Here is a 21,695-nt window from a genome sequence, read left to right on the forward strand (position 1 = left end):
TCTACTATTTACTAGTTGCTAAATCTTGGAATTTTAATCTCAGGTCGCGGGAGCAACATGGAATCCATCCTAAAGTCAATTAAGAAAAAAAAGATACCAATCAATCCAGCAGTGGTTATCTCAAACAAACCAGATGCAAAGGGTCTAAAAATTGCACAAAAACTTGGAGTAGACATTGAAGTTGTTGAAAGCAAAGGATTCAAAGGAAGTAGAGCAGAATATGACAAAAAAATTATTTCGGTTTTAACAAAATATGGAGTTACACCAAGAAATGGACTAGTATGTTTGGCAGGCTTTATGAGAATCATCAGTCCAGAATTTGTAAAAAAATACAAGAATCGAATTATCAATATTCATCCAGCATTATTGCCATCATTTCCAGGATTAGACGCACAAAAACAGGCATTAGAATATGGGGCAAAGTTTTCTGGATGCACAGTACATTTTGTTGATGCAGGAATGGATACGGGTCCAGTCATAATCCAATCAATAGTCAAAGTAAAAGAAAATGATACTGAAAAATCACTATCAAAAAGAATTCTAAAAGAAGAACACAGAATTTATCCTGAAGCAGTCAATCTCTTTGCAAGAAAAAAGATCAAAGTAACAGATCGTAGAACAAAAATAAGTTAAGAATCAGGGCCACCAAAAAAGTACAAAACTTTGAGCTCTTTTGTATTTCCATGAAAATAATGCTCAACATCTTTTGCAACAAAAAACAGCTTATCTTTTGAAACCTTGTAATCTTTATCCTTAATTCGTAAAAATCCATCACCAGAAATCACATAATAGACTTCATCACTATCATGAGGAGTTTGTGTATCTTCTTCTCCAGGTTGAAGAACTAAAACTCCAGCAGCTAAACTATCTCGATTAATAAAAGTGTGAAAATAATCACTGCTGTTTTTGATTTTTTCTAGATACGTGGTTAAATCAAATTCTAGTTTCAATTTATTCAGCAGCTACAGTGTATGTTTTTCTTTGAGGAGGTTCACTCATGTAAGAATGTCCTTGTGGATGAAGTTTTTCATGTTCAGGACTGTTATGCATTTTGATAAAAGTCTCCTTGCTTTCATGTTCTACAACAATTCTATAACTGCCATCAGCAGATTTTAGAAATTTTCTAGATATGAATCCAGGAAAGTTTGCCAAAACTTTGTTTGATTCTGAAAACCAACTTTTGAAGTCATCTTCAGCACCATCTTTGAGTTGAACGTCTGCTATCATTACAAACATGATGAAACTAGAAAAAATGACATTAAATTTCTTTTCTAAGATTTCAACGGCAGAATTCCAAGAATTAAATATCTACAAATCAAAAACATACCATGACAGGAACTAAGATTGATGGCAAGGTAATTTCACAGTCAGTCAAAGACAGAGTGAAAAAAGCCGTTGAAGAGTTAAAGAATCAAGGAATCAACCCGTGCCTGGCAACAGTTCTTGTAGGGGACAATCCAGCTTCTGCGACTTATGTAAGAAATAAACACAGAGCATGTGAAGAGGTAGGAATTACTACCAAGGATCATAAACTTGATGCAAGTACAACACAGGCTCAACTCAATGAAATTATCGAAAATTTGAACAATGATAATTCAGTTCATGGAATCCTTGTTCAATTACCACTTCCAGAACAGCTAGATGAATTTACTACAACATCAAGGATTTCACCACTAAAAGATGTGGATGGTCTAACACCTCACAATGCAGGATTATTAGCAATGAAGAAAGCAGCACTTGTTGCATGTACACCATCAGGAGTAATGGAGATGTTTGATTATCATGGAATAGAATTAGAAGGAAAAAATATTGTATTGATTAACAGGAGTAATCTTGTTGGAAAACCACTATATCATTTATTGTTAGACAAGAATGCAACTGTAATTACATGTCATTCTAGAACAAAGAATTTGGTAGAACTGTGTCAATCAGCAGATATCATAATTACAGCAGTGGGAGATAGAAACAAGTTCACATTAACTTCAGACATGATAAAAGAAGGAGCAATTGTTATTGATGTTGCAATATCAAGATTCCAAGAAAAATTAGTAGGGGATGCAGACTATGAAGACATTATTCAAAAAGCATCTTTTGCAACACCAGTTCCAGGAGGAGTTGGTCCAATGACAGTTGCAATGCTTTTGAAAAATACAATAACTGCAGCATCATTGAGTAGTCAAATTGGAAAATAATTCTGAAAAAAAATCACTGCGAAATCTTCTTTTAGAAAAAAGAGATGGTACATCATTTGATTTGATGAAGATTGCCAGTGAAAAAATTAGTAAAAAATTAAAAAAAATTAAAACTTTCAGAGATGCTCAAAAGATTGGCGCATACTATCCAATTGGAAGTGAAGTACCAACTCAAGACATTATTCAAGAATTGCTCAGTGATGGAAAAGAGGTATTCTTGCCAAGAGTGTCAGGAGAAAACATGGATTTTAAGAAAATTAGTGATTTTTCGAGCCTAGAAAGTGGAAGTTTTGAGATAATGGAGCCAAAGATAGATTGTGAGACTGAAAATAACTTGGATGTAATTCTAGTACCTACTGTAGGCATTACCCCAAAAGGAATCAGATTAGGATACGGACATGGATTCTATGACAGATTTTTGTCAAATCACAAAATATCAACAATTTCTCTAACACTTGAAAAACAAGTTGTAAAAAATATCCCAAAATCTGATCATGACATACTAATTGATTGGGTTGTCACTGAAGACAGAATTATAGATACTCATAGATAAGACAATCCTTTTTTGCCAATATCTTTTCTGCAGAACTTGTGAGGCCAAGAAATCTTTTCAGATGCAGTATATGCATTAGCAATTGCAGATTCCAAAGTGTCACCTAAGGCAGTCACTCCCAAAACACGTCCTCCATTTGAGAGAATTTTCCCATCAGTCTGTTTTGTTCCTGCATGAAAGACATGTGCATTATCAGAAATAGAATCAAAACCAACAATCTCTTCATTCTTTGGATAAGATTCAGGATATCCTTCTGAAGCTAAAACAACACATACAGAGTATTGGTCCTTCCAAGAGATTTCAGGCATTGAGGATAATTTGCCATCAGCACTTGCAACAAAATAATCATACAAATCAAAATCCATTCTCATGGTAATGGGTTGACATTCAGGATCACCCATTCTAACATTGTATTCTAAAACATATGGTTCGTTGTCTTTGATCATTATTCCAGCATAAAGAAATCCTTTGAATGTAATTCCCTCATTTTTCATAGACTGGATTGTTTTATCAATAATTTTTTCTTGAATTTTTTTGGCCAAATCTTCATCAATTATTGGGGTAGGAGAGTAAGCACCCATACCACCTGTGTTTGGACCTTTATCATCATCAAAAATTCGTTTATGGTCTTGGCTAGAAGCCATAGGGATAGCAACATTACCATCAGAAAGAGCAATGTATGAGGCCTCAATGCCATCAATTCTCTCCTCTACGATTATTCGATTTCCAGCATCACCAAATGTCTTTTTTACCAAAATTGTTTGAATTGCAGAAATTGCCTCATCAGAACTATTACAGACAATTACACCCTTGCCAGCAGCCAAGCCGTCTGCTTTGACTACGACATTATAATCAAGGGATTTTATATAATCTTGAGCTTTCTCAGCATCATCAAATATTTCAAATCTAGCAGTAGGAATATCATTTCTTTTCATGAAATCTTTTGCCCAGATTTTACTTGATTCAAGTTGTGCTGCATCTTTTGCAGGACCAAAAATTTTGAGATTTTTTTGATTAAATTTATCAACAATTCCTGCAGCTAAAGGAGCTTCAGGCCCTACCACTGTAAAACAATTATTTTTTTGAGCAAAATCTGCAAGAGCATCTAAATCATCAACATCAATTGGAACATTGTTTTTTGTTCCTCCATTTCCAGGAGCAGTAAATACAGTTTCAATTTTGGGGCTTTGAGATAGTTTCCATGACAAAGCATGTTCTCTTCCTCCAGAACCAATTACCAGTACATTTACCAACAAAAATTATTTTTTGCTCAATTATATAATCCAAGTCTCACAAAACCAATTTAGCTTTATAATGCCACAGATCTACCAAAAGCCAGATGGAACTATCTACAAAGTTTGATGCAAAAGCAATCGAATCAGAGATTAAAGAATATGTAAAATCAATTGATTTAGAAAAGCAGATTTTTGCATCAGACAAGCCTGAAAAGATCAGATTCATTGAAGGTCCACCTACAATGAACGGAATTCCTCACGCAGGACATCTTAGAGGCAGAGTCATCAAAGATTTGTGGTATAGGTACAATACACTCCAAGGGAAGAAGATTGAATTTAATGGAGGATGGGACACACAAGGACTTCCTGTAGAACTACAAGTTGAAAAAGAGCTGGGAGTTACAGGTGGAAAGACTGAAGCAATCAAACAATTTGGGGTAGAGAGAATTGTATCTGAATGCAAAAAAGTTGTTGAAAAATACAACAAGACATGGGTAGAAGTTGATGAATTACTTGGGATGTCATTTAATCATGATAAAGCATATTGGACTTTTAGAGATGAATTTATTGAAAGAGAATGGCAAGTTCTAAAAAAAGCACACGAGAATGGAATTTTAGAAGAAGATTTTACAGTTATTGCATATTGTCCTAGTTGTCAGACATCACTTAGTCATGCAGAAGTTAATCAAGGGTATGAAGAAGTAAAGGACCCATCACTATACTATAAAGTAAAACTGGTAGATGAAGATGTATTTTTGATTGTATGGACTACAATGCCATTTACACTAGTTACTGATGCAATGGTAGGATTACAGCCAGAAGAAGATTATGCTTATGTCAAAGTAGAAAATGAAACTTGGGTTGTTGGAAAAACAAGATTAGAAGAATTCATGACTGAAGTAAAAATTGAAGATTACAAAATCGAAAAGACTGTCAAAGGTTCAGAATTTGAAGGGAAAAAATACATCCATCCATTATTGGATTTGATTCCAGAGTTAAACGAATGCTCAAAGGCAGACAATTTCCATGTAGCAGTATCAGAATCGTTCGTTGATGCTAGTACTGGTAGTGGTCTTGTACATCTGTCTCCAGCAAACGGTGAGGAAGATATCAAGATTGCAAACAAGAGAAAAGTCAAGATTTTCAGCCCCATAGATGACGAGGTAAAGTTCACTTCTCAGGCAGGAAAATACCAAGGAATGTTTGTCAGAGATGCGGACAGACCAATTGTAGAAGATTTGAAAGAGTGTAATGCTCTAGTAAAGATTGGCAAAATCAAACACAAGTATCCACTTTGTTGGAGATCACACCATCCAATTGTATGGCTTGCAAGAAAGGGTTGGTTCTACAAACTAGACAGACTAGATAACAAGGCAATTGATGCAGCAGAAAGTGTAGAGTATTATTTTGAACAACCAAAAAACAGATTCTTAGGAATTATCAAAGAGAGACATCCTTGGTGTATCTCAAGGGAGAGAATTTGGGGATGTCCATTGCCAGTATGGGCATGTGAAGAATGCAATGAAAGAAACTGGTTTTTTACAAGAAAAGAGATTGTAGAATCAGCTGACAATCTTCCTGATGGCCCAGACTTTGAATTACACAGACCATGGATTGATAACATTACAATAAAGTGTAAAAAATGTGGCAGTACAAAAACAAAGAGAGAAGAATATGTTTTAGATACTTGGCACAATAGTGGTTCTGCACCATATTCATCATTAACTGATGAAGAGTACACAAACGAAATTCCAGCACCATTCTTCACTGAAGGAATTGATCAAACTAGAGGATGGGCATATACACTACTCATTGAAAATGTAATTCTAAACAACGGACCAACCCCACCATACAAGTCATTCTTGTTCCAAGGACATGTACTTGATGAGAAAGGAGGCAAGATGAGCAAGAGTAAAGGCAATGTTTTGGAAGGAATTGAATTACTAGAAAAATATCCTGCAGATTTGATTAGATTTTATTTCATGTGGAAGGCTAGTCCAATTGAACCACTTAGTTTCAGTACAGAAGAGTTAATGTCAAGACCATATCAAGTAATCAACACACTATTCAATTTACACTTGTACTTTAAGCAAAACAGCCAGTATGATAACTTTGAAAAAGAAAACACGATAGAGTGGGCAAAACAAAAGAATTTGTTAACATCACCAGACATTTGGCTCTTATCAAAACTTCAAAAATTAATCTCAAAAATTACAGACCGCAATGATTCTTGCAAATTTCATGAAGGTGCAAAAGCAATTGACGACTTTATCATTAACAATCTAAGTCAAATCTACATTCCAATTACAAGAGGAGAATTGTGGGATGAAGACGAGGATAAAAAGGAGAGAAGGCTTGCAATTTATGCAGTACTAGAGGAAGTTCTAAGAACATTAGATATCTTGATTCATCCATTTTGTCCATTTACCAGTGAGCATCTGTACCAAACAGTCTTTGATGGAAAACAAAGCATACTACTAGACAAATGGCCAAAATCACAAGAGTCACTAGTCAATGAAGAGATTGAAGAATCATTTGACATTATGAAAGATGTAGTATCAGTTTCATCAGCTGCAAGAATGAAAGGCAAACTCAAAAGAAGATGGCCATTAAATGAAGCAAAAATTTGTGTTAAGAAAGGACTAAAGTCAAAGTTAGAATCACTATCAGAACTACTCCAGTCTCAGCTAAATGTAGAGAAATTCAGCATTGCTGAAACTGAAAAAGAATCAGGATTAGAACAAATTTTAGAATTAAAACAACTAGGACTGCCTGCAAAGCCAATTGTTGAATTGGAAAGAAAGAGAATCGGGCCAAAAGCAAAACAACACATGGGAAAACTTGTTGCAAAGTTCTCTGAAACAAATCCTGATGAAATAATTTCATCTTTACAAAATAATTCAAAGTTTGATTTTGATATTGATGATGAAACGATTTCACTTGACAATGAAGATTTTGTTGTAGACTTTGATGCTGATGAAAATTATGCAATGTCAAAAAGAGATGATTATGTAGTGTTTATCTCAACATCGCGAAACAAAGAGATGATGGCAAAAGGATTAGTCAAAGATGTTGCAAGAAGATTGCAAACTTTGAGAAAAGAGAGAGGATACAATCCAACTGATGTTTTAGGAGTCGCATCAATTCTTGATTTAGATGAAGAATCACTTGAAATGATCAAAGAAAAATCAGAAGACTTGGCTTTCTTGGTAAGAGTAAAGCAAGTCAACTTTACAGAATCATGTAAAGAATACAAAGATGACGACATTGATGGTCAGAAGATTAGAATTTCAGTAGAGTAAGTTCTAGAAAAAATTTGATTGCAGTGCAGACTCACTTTTTATTAATAAAAAATACAAAAAATCAATCATATTCCAGAAGAGATTGGCATCTAGGTCCCCCAACCAGTATTTTCTCCTATCTCTTCTGAGAATTAATTTCTAGATTCATGTAATATTTTTATTAGAATCATAGTAGACATAGGGAAATGTCCGAATCAAAGGAACCTAACGTAGTTGGGATTAATGTCCTAAAGCAAAATGGTGTAGATGTTGATGAATTAGTAAATGAGCTAATCAAAAATGCAGCCGTAGAATTTACTGCATACTACTACTTTACCAACCTTAGAGCACACTGCACAGGCATGGAGGGAGAAGGACTCAAAGGAATTATTGAAGATGCCAGACTAGAAGACCTCAGTCATTTTGAATCATGTATTGAGAGAATCTATCAATTAGGTGGTTCACTTCCAAATGATGCAACTGAATTTATCAAAATTTCAGGATGTGAGTTTTTACAACTTCCACCAAATCCAACTGATCACAAAGCAATTCTAGAGAAATGTCTCAAAGCAGAACAAGGTGCAATTGTCAACTGGAATAAAATTTGCAAGATGACACTTGGAAAAGATCCAGCAACATATGATATTGCAAAAGACATCTTGGCTGAAGAGATCGAGCATGAGTCTTGGTTCTTAGAGTTAATCTATGGAAGACCATCAGGACACATGAGAAGAAAGTATGCTGGAGAAAGACCACATACAAGAAAACACTCTAGAGCTCTTGATATGGCCTAAGCCAGATCATCTTCTTTCTTATTTTATGTAATTTTAATGACGACAAATAGTGAAGATGCGTTGTTTTATCACGGTTAAATAGAAAAATTACGTATTGATATCATGGTAAAGCAGATTAGTCTTGATGCATGGCAGATTCAGCATCTAGCAGACTTGCTTGAAAAGGGCTCTAAAATTGTTGAGAAAACTAATCGACCTATTGTCCTTTACAGACAAACTCTAGAAGAAGAAGATGAATCTTATGAAGAGATTGTGTGTACACTTACCAAAGGATATGTAATTGAGCAGATGGTGACATCAGGAGGAGTCCTAGTTCCAAGTTTTCACCAACAGTTTGTATTTACCATTGAAGAATATCCTCAAGAATTGTTGAGAAAAAGCAAGGATCGCTTTTTAGAAATGATTGACTTTCTTGATGAGCAACTAAGATAACGCCATAATTAATAAAGACCGTAAAATTCAGGATTTTTGCATGCAATTACTAGAATTTCAGGCAAAAGAGCTATTTCGTGAATATGGCATCAACCTGCTAGACAGTATTTCATCTACAAATATCGAAGAGGGTAGAAAGCATGCAAAAGAGTTAGGATATCCATTTGTGATTAAAATTCAGGTTCCAGTAGGAGGCAGAGGTAAGGCTGGAGGTATCCAAAAATGCCAAAATGATGATGAATTTGAGATAAAATATCCCCAAGTCATGGATTTGACAATAAAGGGAGAAAAAGCAAGAGCCATTCTTTTGGAAAAGATGGCAGATATCAAAAAAGAGTTGTATCTTTCAATATTTTTGAATCGTTCAAAGAGATGTTATACAATTATTGCATCTGATGAGGGCGGTGTTGAAATTGAATCAGTGAAAAACCAAATCATCAAAGAGATCGGATTAGGTGAAGTTTCAGATGATCTTGCACAAGAAGTTGCAAAAGAGATGGGACTAGAAGGAAAACACGCTGAAGGTGTTGTAGACACTTTGAAAAAACTATCAAAACTTACAATTGAAAAAGAAGCAGAACTTGTTGAAATTAATCCACTTGCAATTATGCAAGACGATTCAATAACTGCACTAGATGGAAAGTTTGTTACAGATGATAATAGTAACTTTAGACATCCAGAGTTAGAAAAGTATCAAGAAAAGTCAGAGATTGAAGAGCAAGCTGAAAAAAGCGGATTCTCACTAGTTGAATTAGACGGAGACATTGCAGTAGTAGGTAATGGTGCAGGACTGGTAATGTCTACATTAGATATGTTATCAGATAACGGAGGAAAGCCAGCATGTTTCTTAGATGTTGGTGGCGGTGCAACAACTGAATCAGTTTACGAAGCACTAACTTTGATTAGTAAATTAGATAGAGTAAAAGGAATTTTGGTAAACCTCTATGGAGGAATTGTAAAGACTACAGTAGTAGCTGAAGCATTTCTCAAAGCATATGAGGATAACGTAATTGACTTACCAGTATTTTCAAGACTAAAGGGAACAGAATCAGAAAAAGCAACAGAGATGCTGCAAGGTTCTAGAACCAAAATTTTCAGTACAGTTGAAGAAGCAATCAACGCAGCAGTAATGGGAGTAAAGAATTGACAGACATTTTTGGACTACTAAAGGGAAATCCAGGAGATTCTGATTATGAGAAGAAAGGAGTAATTGTTCAAGGGATTACTGGAGCATATGGTTCACTACATGCAAGAAACATGATTGCATATGGAACAAATGTTGTTGCAGGAGTTACTCCTGGAAAAGGTGGCCAGAAATTTGATGATAAAGTTCCAATTTACAATTCAATGCAAGAAGCAGTAGATGCAACTAATGCTAAAATATCAATTGTCTTTGTTCCAGCAAAGTTCTTTCTTAGTGCTGCAAAAGATGCACTAGAGGCAGGAATCAAACTACTAGTTGCAATTCCAGAGCACGTTCCAGTTAGAGATACAATGGAAACACTAGAGCTTGCAAAACAAAAAGGAGCAGTAGTCATTGGTCCAAACACTCCAGGAATAATGATTCCAGAATTAATTAAAATTGGAATTATGCCACCAATGCCTTTCAAGGCAGGAAAGATTGCCGTTTTATCAAAGAGCGGAACATTACTTTATGAGATTTCAGATGCATTAACTAATGCAGGATTCGGTCAATCAATTACAATTGGCATTGGAGGAGATCCAGTTAATGGAACAAGACTCATTGATGCATTTGACATGGTAAAAGACATTCCAGACTTGGAAGGAATGGTAGTTGTAGGAGAAATTGGTGGAGACTCTGAGGAAATGTTAGCTCAAAGAATTATTGATTCAGGATTTAACAAACCAACTGTTGCATACATTGCAGGTAGAGCAGCACCTAAAGAAAAGAGAATGGGACATGCAGGTGCAATTGTCATGGGAACATATGGTTCAGCTGAATCCAAAGTTTCAATGTTTAACAAGGCAAACATTCCTGTAGCAAAAAGACCTGCAGAAGTACCAGTTTTGCTAGCAGGAAAGATGGAAAAATCCGATTAGATTAAAAGAGAGTGTTTTAGGAGAGAATCAAATGCCAATCACAGACCCAGAAAAGAAACGAATTGCACAGCAAGCTAGACTTGTCATGAGAATTTGTTTTAATTGTGGGGCACGAAACGATGTTGGCGCTACTAGATGCAGAAAATGCAGAAACCCATACTTGAGATTAAAGAACAGAAATCTCGGCGTAAAGAAATAGAACTAGAAATTCATCAGTCTTTGTCTATAATCTACAATTGCAGATTTTATATCAGAATTGTACCTCATTACAAAAGATTTTGCTAAATCAGAATTCTCCAACTCTTCTAGATCAATTTGTAGATCATCAGGTAGTTGTTCGTTCATTTGAAAGAGAATCTTTGCAGCATCAGTATATTGTCCAAGATTTTCAGCATACTCAAATGCTAATTTCATCCTGTCAATTAATGCATCAAATTCCTGTAAAGACATGTTATGATTTTTCAGAATTTAGTACTAAAGGGATTGGTAATTACAAAATATCCAGAATCTAAAGACAAAAAAACTCGTAGTTGCGTAATTTTGTTGGACCGGTCGTCTAGTTTGGTTTGGATGACGCACTCACACTGCGTAAGGGAACAAAATTCTCCGCAAAGGTCGTGGGTTCAAATCCCATCCGGTCCACCTACCTTTATGGGTATTATTTTGGACGCAGATATTCATCGATTTTTCCATATCCCCAAAGAATAAGATGTGAAATTTGAATCTGTAAGAATTCATAATCTTGTAGAATTGTACAATTGGTTTACAAATGTAAAATATTTCAAGTGTATTTTATCATTCAATTGCTTTATACAATTTTTTTGCTATATGTAAAGATCCTTTAAATCAATGAAAGTATTAACATATGCATGACTAAAAAAATTCCTTCAGACAAAGAAATTTTAGATGATATGATAGATGTATTTGATCCTACATTACCAGTATTTACTCCGCTCTCTATTGTTTTAGCTGGCCTAGCTAGTCAAAAGTCTCCTTTACACGAAATTCCTGAACCTGACAAATGGAAAGAAAAGGCGAAAAGAGGATTGGGATTAACAGTTGTCAAACAAGGAAAGTTAACAGCTACTAGAGAAGGCAATTGTGTTGTAAGACGAGGAACTCACATTTTCAAGCACAGATTACATTCCATATGTGAGCCTCACAGTACTGTGATTATTGTTGAAAAATCATCTTCAGAACCTGCAGGAGGAGGAGCAACAATACTAGGAAGTGGAGGCAGTGTCACTACTGCAAATACCATTTACCGAGTTGCAAAATACGACATTGGTACATTATACAGATATGAGTTTAGAGTAACAATTAAAGTAAAATTAACAGTGTGTCCAGGCCAAGAGCCAACAAGCAAAAAAGAAGTTGTTGGTGGAGGCTGGTTCTTGGCAGGTGTTGTCTCACAGTCTATTTGTAAAAGAGAAATCATCGCTGATGGAATTGACAACCCAAATGACGCTAAGAAAGTTGCAGATAATAGTGCACCTAAGGGTTCGGGCATTAAAAGATCTCATTCAGGTCTTGGCTTAAAAGATCAATGATCTAGTTTTACATTTATGAGAAGACAGTGTAATTTTACATAATCTCAATTAGATTGTGCAAATGAATCTAATTGCACAAAGCATCTTTCAAATTAATGAGATTATTATCCATTCTTTCCATAAAGGTGCCATCTTCATCTCCAAACTCTAACGGAGACAACATCAGTACTTTGCTGCCAATCTCATCAGCAATTACTTGAGACATTTTTGGATTTACTCCCTCTTCAGTAAATATGACATTGGCATTCAAGATTCTTGCCAAATCAATTACTTCCTGAATATCCTGCGGACTGGGTTCGCTTAGAGGATCAATTGACTTTAAGACAGTATGTTGATTCAATCCATATTCTTGGGCAAAATATGAAAATGCATCATGAAATGCAAAGAAATCTTTCTTGCTGCATTGCGCCAATTCATTTCTGATTTTTTTATCCATAGAATCAAGCTCAAGTTTGTATGCATCAGCGTTATTTTGATAATAAATTTTATTTTGAGGATCGAATTCTATTAGCGCATCAGCAATATTTTGCACTTGTGTTTTAATTGTTATTGGATTAAGCCAGATATGAGGATCTGTCGTAAGTTCTTTTGATTTTGCACTAATTTGCAATCGGTAATCGGATTCAATATAGATTGGGTCTATACCGTTGCTAGTATCGATTACATTTACATCAGAATTGATTTCAGCAACATCATCAATCCAAGTTTCAAATCCAAGACCATTAATTATTATCAGATCTGTTTCTTGTATTCTTTGAAGATCTTTTACTTGCGGCTCCCAATCATGAGGCTCCGCTCCAGGATTAACTAATAATGAAACATTCACTTTATCTTTGCCCACTTTTTTTGTAAACTCCTCAATGGGATAAAATGAGGCCAATACATTGATTTTTTGTATTTCTAAATCAGAGTCAGGTAGTTCTGCAGGAGAGTCAACATTCCATAAAGCAAACGACATAACAGGAACAATCACTCCAAATGCGACAAGTATTATTTTGATTTGATTATTCACCTTGATTCAATAAAAAATAACATATTTAATTACGAGACATTACATTTGTAAAATTCCATTACTAAAATAACATCGTAGTTCATGGCGTCTTTTTTTCAAATATGAAATAACTATTTTGTAGAGTTTGACTTTTGATGTAATTTACATTTTTTTGAATTTTTATGCCTTTGTTTGAAATATTTTTCACCCATAGAATAACCACATTCAGGACAAGTAATCTTTTTGATTTTTTTATATATCGCCATAAGATTGGATACATGTATTCATTTTTTCGTTCATGAAATAATTTCCTAAATCATGTAGTAGATAAAAAACTAAATTCTCTTTTTGATTTGCCATACAACAACAGCAGGTGCTGCAATATACATTGCCAAGTTAAGTGCAATAACAGATATTCCCAATCCTAAAACTTCTGCTTCTGAACCATCTTCAGCCAATGTCATAATAGACAATGTTGAAATCATTGGTGTGATGAATGCTCGTACAGATTCTTTAAACATTGGGTTTTCTCGTTCCAGATCAGCAATTGTTGGTGAGAATGAATAATACAATTGGTTAAAACCAGTCATAAAGGATGCACCAGATGCCGTACTCATTACAGTGTTATCTCGAATTTCTCTTAAGAATTGAACTTGTGGTGCCAGTTCTGTTCCATATGCTGCTGTTGCAATCAAACACCCACCACCACTAGACTCTGCTTCATCAGATGTTGTTTCCATCACAGAATCATCTGCCATCATAGTTTCTTGTTCCATCATAGAGTCATCTTTCATCATGTCTTCTTCCATCATAGATTTTTGTGGAGGGATTTCTTCATAATCAATTTGAACGTCAACTACGAACTGATTTGTATTAAAAGTATGAACGGCTAGAGCATTTCCAGAAAAATCCCATTCGCCAGAAGAAGATTCTTGATCAACTAGGGTCAACTCAAATTTAGTCTTACCGTCAGGAGTCCAAATTTTTCCAGCAGTTTCATCAGATCCAAGTGGACCCCTCAAACTTACAAGTTGAATAGGTTCAGATGCATCATATCTTAATGTTCCAGCATAGGTATTCTCGCTTGGAGCCAACAAAATTGCTAGTTGATGCTCTTCATGGCCAACGCCAGGATCTTGCATTGATTCAAATCTGTCCCAACCAAACATTTCAGCCTTCATGGGTTGCTCCATCACATCATCCTCCTCTGCAGATACTTCTTGAACAATTATTGTTCCCAACATCCAAGGATGAACCATACAATAATAATCATATTCACCAACTTCATCTGGACTCCATTCAAATGAATTTCCAGTCATCAACAAACTACTATCAAAGATACCATCAGGTCCATCTTCAGGATTTCCTGAAGTGTATGTGTGTCCTGCAGTGTCAGTGTTTGACATGATTACAACACCGCCAACATCAACTGTTGCAGTACTTGGAATGTAACATCCATCTGCAGTTTTTTCACAACCAGGTGAGCCAGAACCATCTGCAGGTACAACTGTAACTTCTGAATGATCTGCAAAAGCAGGAGATAAAGAAATGATACTAAACAACATTAAAACTGAAAAGATTGCTAGCGTTTTCACAAGGTGTTGTAAATTATTACAACATAAAAACTTTAAATTTTTTTCAAGCAACTTTACATTTGTAAAATTTGCAGAGGATTTCTCCTCTACAAATAACGAAGACATATAGCATAAAGCTATACTGACATACTGTAATCATAATCAAATATAAAATTTCATTGAGAAAAACAATCTTAAAAAAAATCAAAAAGAAAAAACATTCAAGTTTGTTTAACACATGTAAATAAAAATTAAAACTCATTAACAGTTTACAATTGTAAAGAGTTCTACAACAATCAACAGTTATGTTTTGAAAAGAATTGTATTTTAATTCAGTGTGGAAAATAGATTTTTTCTTTTAAAGATTAACTTTGTTGGTAGAACATATTTTTTAAATTAAAATGAAATAGTGACAAGTTACATTCTAAAACAGATATTGTGCATGTTTAACAAAAATTATTCAATAAAATTTCCAGTACTCTAAACTAGAATACTTGTCAGATACATTACAAGCATTCCTACTGCAAATCCAGATGCTACAGATGCACTGGAGAGATTTTTGTCACCTTCTTCTCGAATCCATTTTAGAACAGTAATAATGACTTGAAATATTGCGCCTGCGCCAACAGACAAAAAGACAACAGAGGTAAATGGAGAATATACAAATCCGCCAATCCAAGCGCCAAAAATTGCAGGTGCACCTGCAATCATGCCCATTGCAGCAAGTTTCCCAATCATCAATTTTCCTCTAGACATAGGTGCAGCAATTGCAATTCCTTCAGTAGTATTATGAAGAGCAAATCCAACAATCAAAAATGTACTAAATGCAATAGAACCCAAGCCTACTGCAGCACCTATTGCTAGTCCTTCACCAAAGTTATGTAGTCCTATTCCAATAGAAATCATCAAAGCAATTGCAACAGGTTTTGCAAGTTTTGAAGAACTTGCTCTTTGAACTAATTTTTCTCCAGTATAATACAATCCAAGAAATGAAAATGTGATAACAGTAGCAATAAGCAACATGCCATTAAAGCTACCAGCAAGATTTTCTTGAGAAACTTCTACTGCCTCCTCAATAGAATCAATTCCCAAAAATAACAACAATCCTGCAGTCAATGCCAAAAAAAAGTGGTATTTCTGCTTGCTAATTTTTTTGATAAAGGGTAACCAAAGTAAACCGATCATCACAGGGATAATTCCAACATAAGTTCCAATAATAGCAAAAAATGCAGCGAGTTCAATTGTTGGTTCTAATGCAGGAGCCGCAGCTTCAATCTCTTTTTCAAATCTAGTTCCATCTTCAATGGTGATTCCTACAATGTAAGGCTCTGCTTCATTCCATTCAAAAGGAATTCTTACCAAAGCTGTCTCATACCTGTTTAGATATCTATCAGGTTCGACTGCAGCAGGTTGTATCCTGTCATTAACATCGGCCATTGCAACTTCAACTGGAATTGGTCCAGTATTTCTGACTGTGATTTGTATTTCAGATTCTACAAAATCTACCCTCTCCATTGTAATTTCAGGTAAAGGTATTCCCAAATCAAGCAGGTCTGCACCAGGACCAAAAATGTATGCAATCATAATTACCAAAAATGCAAATGGGATAATGCCACTTGCAACTATCTTTACTTTGGATGATTTGTTACTAAGTTCCATATCCCTCGGAGTCTACATTATTTTCATCTTCATTTACCATGAATATTCCAACCCATCCTTTTTCAGAAAATTCCACTTTGTGCGCATGGAAAAGGTATTTTCCAGGATATTCATATTCAAATTCCATAATTCCACGCTCAGTCTGAGACAGTGTTATCATGTCCGTGTAAAATGACGGCACAATGTCAGTTCCTGTCGGATAATATTTGTACAGATTTCCATGTAAGTGAAGATTGTTTATAGGATCAAATTCCACCATGTTGACAACATAAACTCGAATCAATTCATTGGCATTGATTTGAATTGGATGATGTTGATAATAGAATGGAATGGTATTTGCAGCATAGAAATTATTTTCAGTGTCAAAATCAGTATCAAGACCGTTTAGAACCATAACCATTTCATCAGCTGGTGGACGTTCTTCTTTGGGATCTACAATGAATACTCCATACAAACCATGAACAATGTGTTCTTCAAGTGGCATTACATGGCAGTGATAAGGATGAACGCCCACAGGACCTGCTTCAAACTCATAAACGAATTGTCCCCCGTTTCCACCTACAGGTTCAAAAACACCATCCATTCCAGCAGGATGAATTCCATGAAAATGCATCGTGTGTTCTTTTTCTCCGTTATTGATGAACTTGATTCGAACAACATCTCCTTCTGTTGCTCTTATTGTTGGTCCTGGAACTGTTCCATTAAATGTCCAAACATTGTAAAATATTCCAGGCGATACTTCCATTATTTCATCATCATTAGCAATTATCGTGTATTCGCGCAGAGTTGTGCCATCATCTAATTGTAAAATACGACCATAATTGAAATCTCGCAGATATTCCATAGGATCAAACTCTACTGTTGCACTAGTATACAGAGGATCCAGTACTTCTCCAGTTGTTTTTACCACAGCGCCAGTATGTGTGACAAAAGTATTCTCTTCTTGTTGAGCATCAATTCCCTCAGGAAATGCGGTAAAGAGTACAGAGATGGTTCCAACTGCAATTAGTAATATCAACATAATTCCTGAACGTGATTTTATCATCAAAATTACAAAAAAATCTAATAATATAAAGTTAGCCTAGGCTAACTTTATTAGCTCAAGGCAATATTATTAGCTTGACGCAAATCTAAAAACAATGCCACAAAAATCAAAAAAATTGAATTTCTGAAATTCAGATTCATAGAAAATTTCATTTGTTAAATAAAACAAGTAAATCAGGATTGGATTTTAGAAAAGTGGTAAATTTTCTTAGTTGTTTCATAGTTTTTGGGTTTATGTGATGCTCTATTCCCTCTGCATCCTTGTTTGCAATGGATCTATCCACTCCAATAATTTCAAAAAAGTTCAACAATTCACTGTGTTTTTGGCGTATGTCATTTGCAATACTGATTCCTTTGGCAGTTAGTTTTATTCCACGATACTTGGCATATTCCAGACAGCCAGCAGAATCTAATTTCTGTAGCATTTTAGTTACGCTAGGTGGACGAACTCCCATATAGTTTGAAATGTCAGTAGGAGATGCGTGTCCTTTTAATTCAACCAATTCATAGATCACTTCAAGATAGTCTTCCATAGTTGTAGTAAACGAATTTTTTTGGCTATGTGCTTTTTTGATTGATTCTAGTCTTTTTTCTTTTTTAACAGAAGGTTTCTCTTTTTGTTTGCCAGTCATTTTATTGCTCACAAATTTTTTTCATGTCTAGTTTTTATGTTTTTGAAAATAGTTTTTTTGAAGAAGGATAATGTTTTAATCAATATATCAACACCGATTTAAACAACTAAGATTCCGCTGATAAAGTCAACAAAAGATATTATCACATGCTCAAAATCATGTAAGAAGAATTCTTCTTGAAAATTTTCATCATCCATATTATGGGAATGGGAATTCATAAGTTCCGGAGTTGCATGAGGATGAGCCTCAACCATAGAAACCATCCCAATAGCAAATACAAGAAGGAACAAAAATGTAGGGATAATTAAAGATTTCAACATGTTTTTTTCTTATCAATTACATTTTAACTTTTGAATATTGAATTTGTTTGAATCACATTTACAATTGTAAAGTAAAACTTTGTTTCAAAAGCAATTCTTTAATCAAATTAAATGAAACAAAATTAAATGAAAAAAATATCATTTTTCTTAATTCTGTTAATTTTTCCTGTTTCAGATATTTTTGCAGAAGAAGATTCAGAAGGGTGGAAAAGATTGGCAGACATGCCAGAAGTAAGGTCAGAGATGGAATCAGCTGCAATTGATGAAAAGATCTATGTGGTGGGAGGCATAGCCAATACAAATCAAGTATCAAATTCTGTTTTTGTTTTTGATACCAAAGATGAATCATGGAGTACTGGAACCCCAATGCCAATAGAATTACATCATGCTGGAACTGCAGCCCATGATGGGAAGCTGTATGTTGTTGGAGGATACATGAAAGGGTGGAGTCCATCAAACGCATTACTAATTTATGATTCTGTCAAAGATTCTTGGAGTCAGGGCAAGGATATGCCAACTGCTCGCGGTGCACTGACTGCAGAATTTGTAGACGGCAAGCTGTATGCAGTTGGAGGATTCAATGAGAATTCCCGTACTGAAAATGAAGTGTATGATCCTGCAGACGACTCTTGGGAGAAAATGGCCCCAATGCCTACAGCCAGGGAACACCTAGCATCAGCAGTTCTAGACGGACAGTTGTTTGTCATTGGTGGCAGGGCAGGACAGGTAAATTCTGATGCAAACGAAATGTACGACTATACCTCAGATACTTGGAAAATATTAGAACCACTTCCAACTGCAAGAAGTGGATTGGCTGCATCTGTTATTAGCGGAGCAGTTTTTGTTTTTGGGGGAGAAAGCTCACTAAGGACATTTGAAGAAAATGAAGCATACATTCCTGAAGAAGGATGGTTTGCACAGCAACCAATGCCAATACCAAGACATGGCTTAGCATCATCAACTGTAGGGGACAACATCTATCTTATTGGCGGGGGAGTAGTTCCAGGTTTTAGCTTTAGTGGAATTACTGAAAAATATCACAACACAGTCGTTCCAGAATTCGGCGTCTTGTCAATTGTGATTTTGGGAATCTCAACTGTCATGATAATTTTGTTTACAAAGCCTAAATTTCAACACATCATTCAGCAATGAAGAATCTAAATTCACAATCTACTTTCGTTTTAGATAGTTGTAAAAGAAGAAATTTCAGAAGTGATTTTTTCTTCAGAAATTTCTCCAATGTATCTATATTCATATTCTGTGTTTAGTAACAATTCTGGAATTTTGACTATATGTCCAGTATGAGGAACAGAATCATGTGAGACAATCATTGAATTAGAAAAGCCATCTCCATTTAGAGCATATTCAACTTCACAGACCACAGGGATTTCTGTTTGCGCATATACAACTACGCTATTCTCATGAACATCAATTGCCATAATCTGTTCAAAAGTCATTTCAGTTTGAACATGTGAATCAGAGTATACGGTAACTGGAGTCATCATGACAAAGACACTACCCAACATCAACAACATTATAAGTATTGTATTTTTCAAACAATTTCCAACAGTTTTCAATAAATTTAAACCAAGTAGATAGTTTTCATTATTGGTTGTCTAGAACAATAGTTTACAAATGTAAAGACAGAATTGAGTTTAATTAAAATTCCATATTCGTTTTTTGAAATAGAACAACCACATTCCAGCAATAATAATCAATATAATTCCCAATATCAAGTTCATAGAATATTCAAGATGTTGTTTTTCATCAATTTGGTTTTCTGGAAGATCCTGAAGGTATGGATTTTTTGTAATAGGGTTAATCAAAACTTCCGAAGGATTGTATTGATCAGTCAAAAATGGAACATCAGTTGTCGCGATTATTCCAGTATAGAAGTGCTCTTGTCTGCTTAATTCATCACTCAAATAATCCACAGGACTGTTTTTTGAGAGTTCCAAAAGCAACAATCTGTCAAACTCGTAAGGCTGATTTGATGAAACTATCATGATATTTTGAATGAATGTGGGTTTTTCTTCAGTTGGAAAAACATAGGATACTGGGAATGTCTCTTTCATTGTTTTGTATACAGAACGTACCAAAGGGGAGTTATTTCCTTCAATTGAGCCGATTAGATTGGATACAACAATGCCATTTGGCTCAAGTCTTTTTTCAAGTAATTGAAAAAACTCATGAGTCATCAAATGATAAGGAACATAATTTGTAGCATATGCATCCAGGATTATAAGATCATATTTCTTGTCAAACATTGAGAGATGTTTTCTTGCATCATCATTGAATATCTGCAGCCGGGGATTTGTTTCTAGATTAAAGTAGGTCTTGGCAACATCAATTACATCAGAATCAATTTCAATTACATCAATTTTTGTGTCAGGATATAATGCCAGAAAGTTTTTTGGTCCTGAAAATCCCCCTCCACCTACAAACAAAATATCTTTAGCTGCAGGATTAAACATCATCCCCAAATGAAAGTACTCAGTATAATCTATCACCAAATCTAGCGGATCACGCATGTTCATAGAGCTGTGCCGCAATCCATCAAGATACAAACTTCGATTATCGCCGTATTCTATAATATCCAAATGGCTAAACATAGTTTCTTTTTCAAAAATTAGCATTCCATTGTGAGATATTGTACTTACAGAAAAAGAAGACCACGGAACAATCAAAATTATAACAATGCCAATTGCAATAATCTTTGGAGATATTTTAAGGCCAATTAGGGAACTGGCAATTAATGCAATTCCTAATCCAAAAATTATCTGGTGTACTGTTACATTAGGAATTAAAACAAAAACAGTAACAAATGTTCCAAAAATACTTCCTACAGTTGCAATAGAATAAAGATTGCCAGACATATTTCCAACTTTTTGCAAGGATTTTGTGCCAAGCTTGATTACATAAGGAGAGACAAATCCAAGCAAGACAGACGGAAGCATCAACAGCAAAAAAGTTGCAAGCAATGGAGTGTATTGGGAAATGGGCATGATTGCAAGAGAAAAGTCTACGACATGTGATGCAAAAAATGGCATGCCCACGATAAAGAGCCCTACTGAAAAAACAATTCCACAAATCTTGTCAAATTTCGGATGTTTGTCTGCTATGCGACCTCCCAAAAAATAACCAAGACTCAAACCGCTTAGGATTACGCCAATCAGGCTTCCCCAAGTGTAAATTGTGCTTCCAAATACAGGAGTAAGAATTCTGCTTGTCGCAATTTCCAAGGCCATAACAATAGCGCCAGAAGAAAATGTGAGAACTTTGAGTTTCCACAACATTTCCTGAGATAGTTTTGAATAAGACAGAGAGCTCATTAGAATTTGAAAGTTATTAGATGAAACACAATATCAAGATAATGT

General features: G+C 35.0%; 23 protein-coding genes and 1 tRNA gene. 12 read left to right on the plus strand and 12 right to left on the minus strand.

What is annotated here, in order from left to right; genetic code table 11:
- Positions 1–15 precede the first annotated feature (15 nt).
- Complete coding sequence (purN, locus tag NMAR_RS05970; RefSeq protein ID WP_148680142.1) at positions 16–633, plus strand: phosphoribosylglycinamide formyltransferase; 618 nt, start codon at positions 16–18, stop codon at positions 631–633.
- Here purN and NMAR_RS05975 read toward each other — a convergent pair.
- The gene (locus NMAR_RS05975) at positions 630–950 is read right to left on the minus strand and encodes a cupin domain-containing protein (RefSeq protein WP_012215498.1); all 321 of its coding nucleotides are present in this window, start codon (positions 948–950) and stop codon (positions 630–632) included. The genes purN and NMAR_RS05975 overlap by 4 nt on opposite strands.
- A 1-nt stretch (position 951) precedes the next feature.
- Positions 952–1,236, minus strand: a complete 285-nt coding sequence (locus tag NMAR_RS05980; RefSeq protein ID WP_012215499.1) for an antibiotic biosynthesis monooxygenase family protein — start codon at positions 1,234–1,236, stop codon at positions 952–954.
- Between the two features lie 92 nt (positions 1,237–1,328).
- Between NMAR_RS05980 and NMAR_RS05985 the strand changes: the two genes are divergently transcribed.
- Entirely contained in the window at positions 1,329–2,192 is an 864-nt protein-coding gene (locus tag NMAR_RS05985) for a bifunctional 5,10-methylenetetrahydrofolate dehydrogenase/5,10-methenyltetrahydrofolate cyclohydrolase (protein ID WP_012215500.1), read from the plus strand.
- The gene (locus NMAR_RS05990; protein ID WP_012215501.1) at positions 2,182–2,745 is read left to right on the plus strand and encodes a 5-formyltetrahydrofolate cyclo-ligase; all 564 of its coding nucleotides are present in this window, start codon (positions 2,182–2,184) and stop codon (positions 2,743–2,745) included. Before NMAR_RS05985 ends, NMAR_RS05990 begins: the two co-directional genes overlap by 11 nt.
- Here NMAR_RS05990 and purD read toward each other — a convergent pair.
- Complete coding sequence (gene purD / locus NMAR_RS05995) at positions 2,736–3,998, minus strand: phosphoribosylamine--glycine ligase (RefSeq protein WP_148680143.1); 1,263 nt, start codon at positions 3,996–3,998, stop codon at positions 2,736–2,738. The genes NMAR_RS05990 and purD overlap by 10 nt on opposite strands.
- A gap of 86 nt (positions 3,999–4,084) precedes the next feature.
- Between purD and ileS the strand changes: the two genes are divergently transcribed.
- The 6 genes from ileS (at position 4,085) to NMAR_RS06025 (ending at position 10,747) form a co-directional block, all read left to right on the plus strand.
- On the plus strand, positions 4,085–7,282 hold the full coding sequence (gene ileS, locus NMAR_RS06000) for an isoleucine--tRNA ligase (RefSeq protein WP_012215503.1): 3,198 nt from the start codon (positions 4,085–4,087) through the stop codon (positions 7,280–7,282).
- A 185-nt stretch (positions 7,283–7,467) separates the two neighbouring features.
- Positions 7,468–8,055 (plus strand): DNA protection during starvation protein, encoded by a 588-nt coding sequence (dps, locus tag NMAR_RS06005; protein ID WP_012215504.1) that lies wholly within the window; start codon positions 7,468–7,470, stop codon positions 8,053–8,055.
- Between the two features lie 102 nt (positions 8,056–8,157).
- Positions 8,158–8,487 carry a hypothetical protein gene (locus NMAR_RS06010; RefSeq protein ID WP_012215505.1) on the plus strand — a complete coding sequence of 110 codons (330 nt, stop codon included), beginning with the start codon at positions 8,158–8,160 and terminating at the stop codon, positions 8,485–8,487.
- A 40-nt stretch (positions 8,488–8,527) separates the two neighbouring features.
- The gene (locus NMAR_RS06015; protein ID WP_012215506.1) at positions 8,528–9,634 is read left to right on the plus strand and encodes a succinate--CoA ligase subunit beta; all 1,107 of its coding nucleotides are present in this window, start codon (positions 8,528–8,530) and stop codon (positions 9,632–9,634) included.
- Positions 9,631–10,548 (plus strand): succinate--CoA ligase subunit alpha, encoded by a 918-nt coding sequence (locus NMAR_RS06020; RefSeq protein WP_012215507.1) that lies wholly within the window; start codon positions 9,631–9,633, stop codon positions 10,546–10,548. Before NMAR_RS06015 ends, NMAR_RS06020 begins: the two co-directional genes overlap by 4 nt.
- Before the next feature lie 31 nt (positions 10,549–10,579).
- Positions 10,580–10,747, plus strand: a complete 168-nt coding sequence (locus NMAR_RS06025; protein ID WP_012215508.1) for a 50S ribosomal protein L40e — start codon at positions 10,580–10,582, stop codon at positions 10,745–10,747.
- A gap of 2 nt (positions 10,748–10,749) precedes the next feature.
- Here NMAR_RS06025 and NMAR_RS06030 read toward each other — a convergent pair whose 3' ends face one another.
- On the minus strand, positions 10,750–10,998 hold the full coding sequence (locus NMAR_RS06030) for a hypothetical protein (RefSeq protein WP_012215509.1): 249 nt from the start codon (positions 10,996–10,998) through the stop codon (positions 10,750–10,752).
- Between the two features lie 95 nt (positions 10,999–11,093).
- Between NMAR_RS06030 and NMAR_RS06035 the strand changes: the two genes are divergently transcribed.
- Positions 11,094–11,190, plus strand: a tRNA-Val gene (locus tag NMAR_RS06035).
- Between the two features lie 227 nt (positions 11,191–11,417).
- Positions 11,418–12,098 carry a hypothetical protein gene (locus NMAR_RS06040; protein WP_012215510.1) on the plus strand — a complete coding sequence of 227 codons (681 nt, stop codon included), beginning with the start codon at positions 11,418–11,420 and terminating at the stop codon, positions 12,096–12,098.
- Between the two features lie 67 nt (positions 12,099–12,165).
- On the opposite strand, the gene NMAR_RS06045 is transcribed toward NMAR_RS06040, so the two are convergent.
- The 6 genes from NMAR_RS06045 to NMAR_RS06075 form a co-directional block, all read right to left on the minus strand.
- Entirely contained in the window at positions 12,166–13,110 is a 945-nt protein-coding gene (locus NMAR_RS06045) for a metal ABC transporter substrate-binding protein (RefSeq protein ID WP_148680144.1), read from the minus strand.
- Between the two features lie 314 nt (positions 13,111–13,424).
- Positions 13,425–14,684, minus strand: coding sequence for a cupredoxin domain-containing protein (locus tag NMAR_RS09960; protein WP_238523160.1), 1,260 nt, complete (start codon positions 14,682–14,684; stop codon positions 13,425–13,427).
- A gap of 459 nt (positions 14,685–15,143) precedes the next feature.
- Positions 15,144–16,322, minus strand: coding sequence for a ZIP family metal transporter (locus NMAR_RS06060; protein WP_012215513.1), 1,179 nt, complete (start codon positions 16,320–16,322; stop codon positions 15,144–15,146).
- Entirely contained in the window at positions 16,312–17,367 is a 1,056-nt protein-coding gene (locus NMAR_RS06065; RefSeq protein ID WP_012215514.1) for a multicopper oxidase domain-containing protein, read from the minus strand. The genes NMAR_RS06060 and NMAR_RS06065 overlap by 11 nt, the downstream gene beginning before the upstream one ends.
- A 148-nt stretch (positions 17,368–17,515) precedes the next feature.
- Entirely contained in the window at positions 17,516–17,998 is a 483-nt protein-coding gene (locus tag NMAR_RS06070; protein ID WP_012215515.1) for a metal-dependent transcriptional regulator, read from the minus strand.
- Positions 17,999–18,096: 98 nt separating this feature from the next.
- A complete protein-coding gene (locus tag NMAR_RS06075) occupies positions 18,097–18,318 on the minus strand; it encodes a hypothetical protein (RefSeq protein ID WP_148680145.1) in 222 nt (73 codons plus the stop codon).
- 126 nt (positions 18,319–18,444) lie between these two features.
- Between NMAR_RS06075 and NMAR_RS06080 the strand changes: the two genes are divergently transcribed.
- Positions 18,445–19,470, plus strand: a complete 1,026-nt coding sequence (locus NMAR_RS06080; protein WP_012215516.1) for a Kelch repeat-containing protein — start codon at positions 18,445–18,447, stop codon at positions 19,468–19,470.
- 29 nt (positions 19,471–19,499) lie between these two features.
- Here the strand turns inward: NMAR_RS06080 and NMAR_RS06085 are convergent, their stop codons facing one another.
- On the minus strand, positions 19,500–19,874 hold the full coding sequence (locus tag NMAR_RS06085; protein WP_148680146.1) for a hypothetical protein: 375 nt from the start codon (positions 19,872–19,874) through the stop codon (positions 19,500–19,502).
- A gap of 99 nt (positions 19,875–19,973) precedes the next feature.
- A complete protein-coding gene (locus NMAR_RS06090) occupies positions 19,974–21,650 on the minus strand; it encodes a spermidine synthase (protein WP_012215518.1) in 1,677 nt (558 codons plus the stop codon).
- Positions 21,651–21,695: the final 45 nt, after the last annotated feature.

This window comes from Nitrosopumilus maritimus SCM1, from assembly GCF_000018465.1.
In the GTDB taxonomy this organism is placed as follows: domain Archaea; phylum Thermoproteota; class Nitrososphaeria; order Nitrososphaerales; family Nitrosopumilaceae; genus Nitrosopumilus; species Nitrosopumilus maritimus.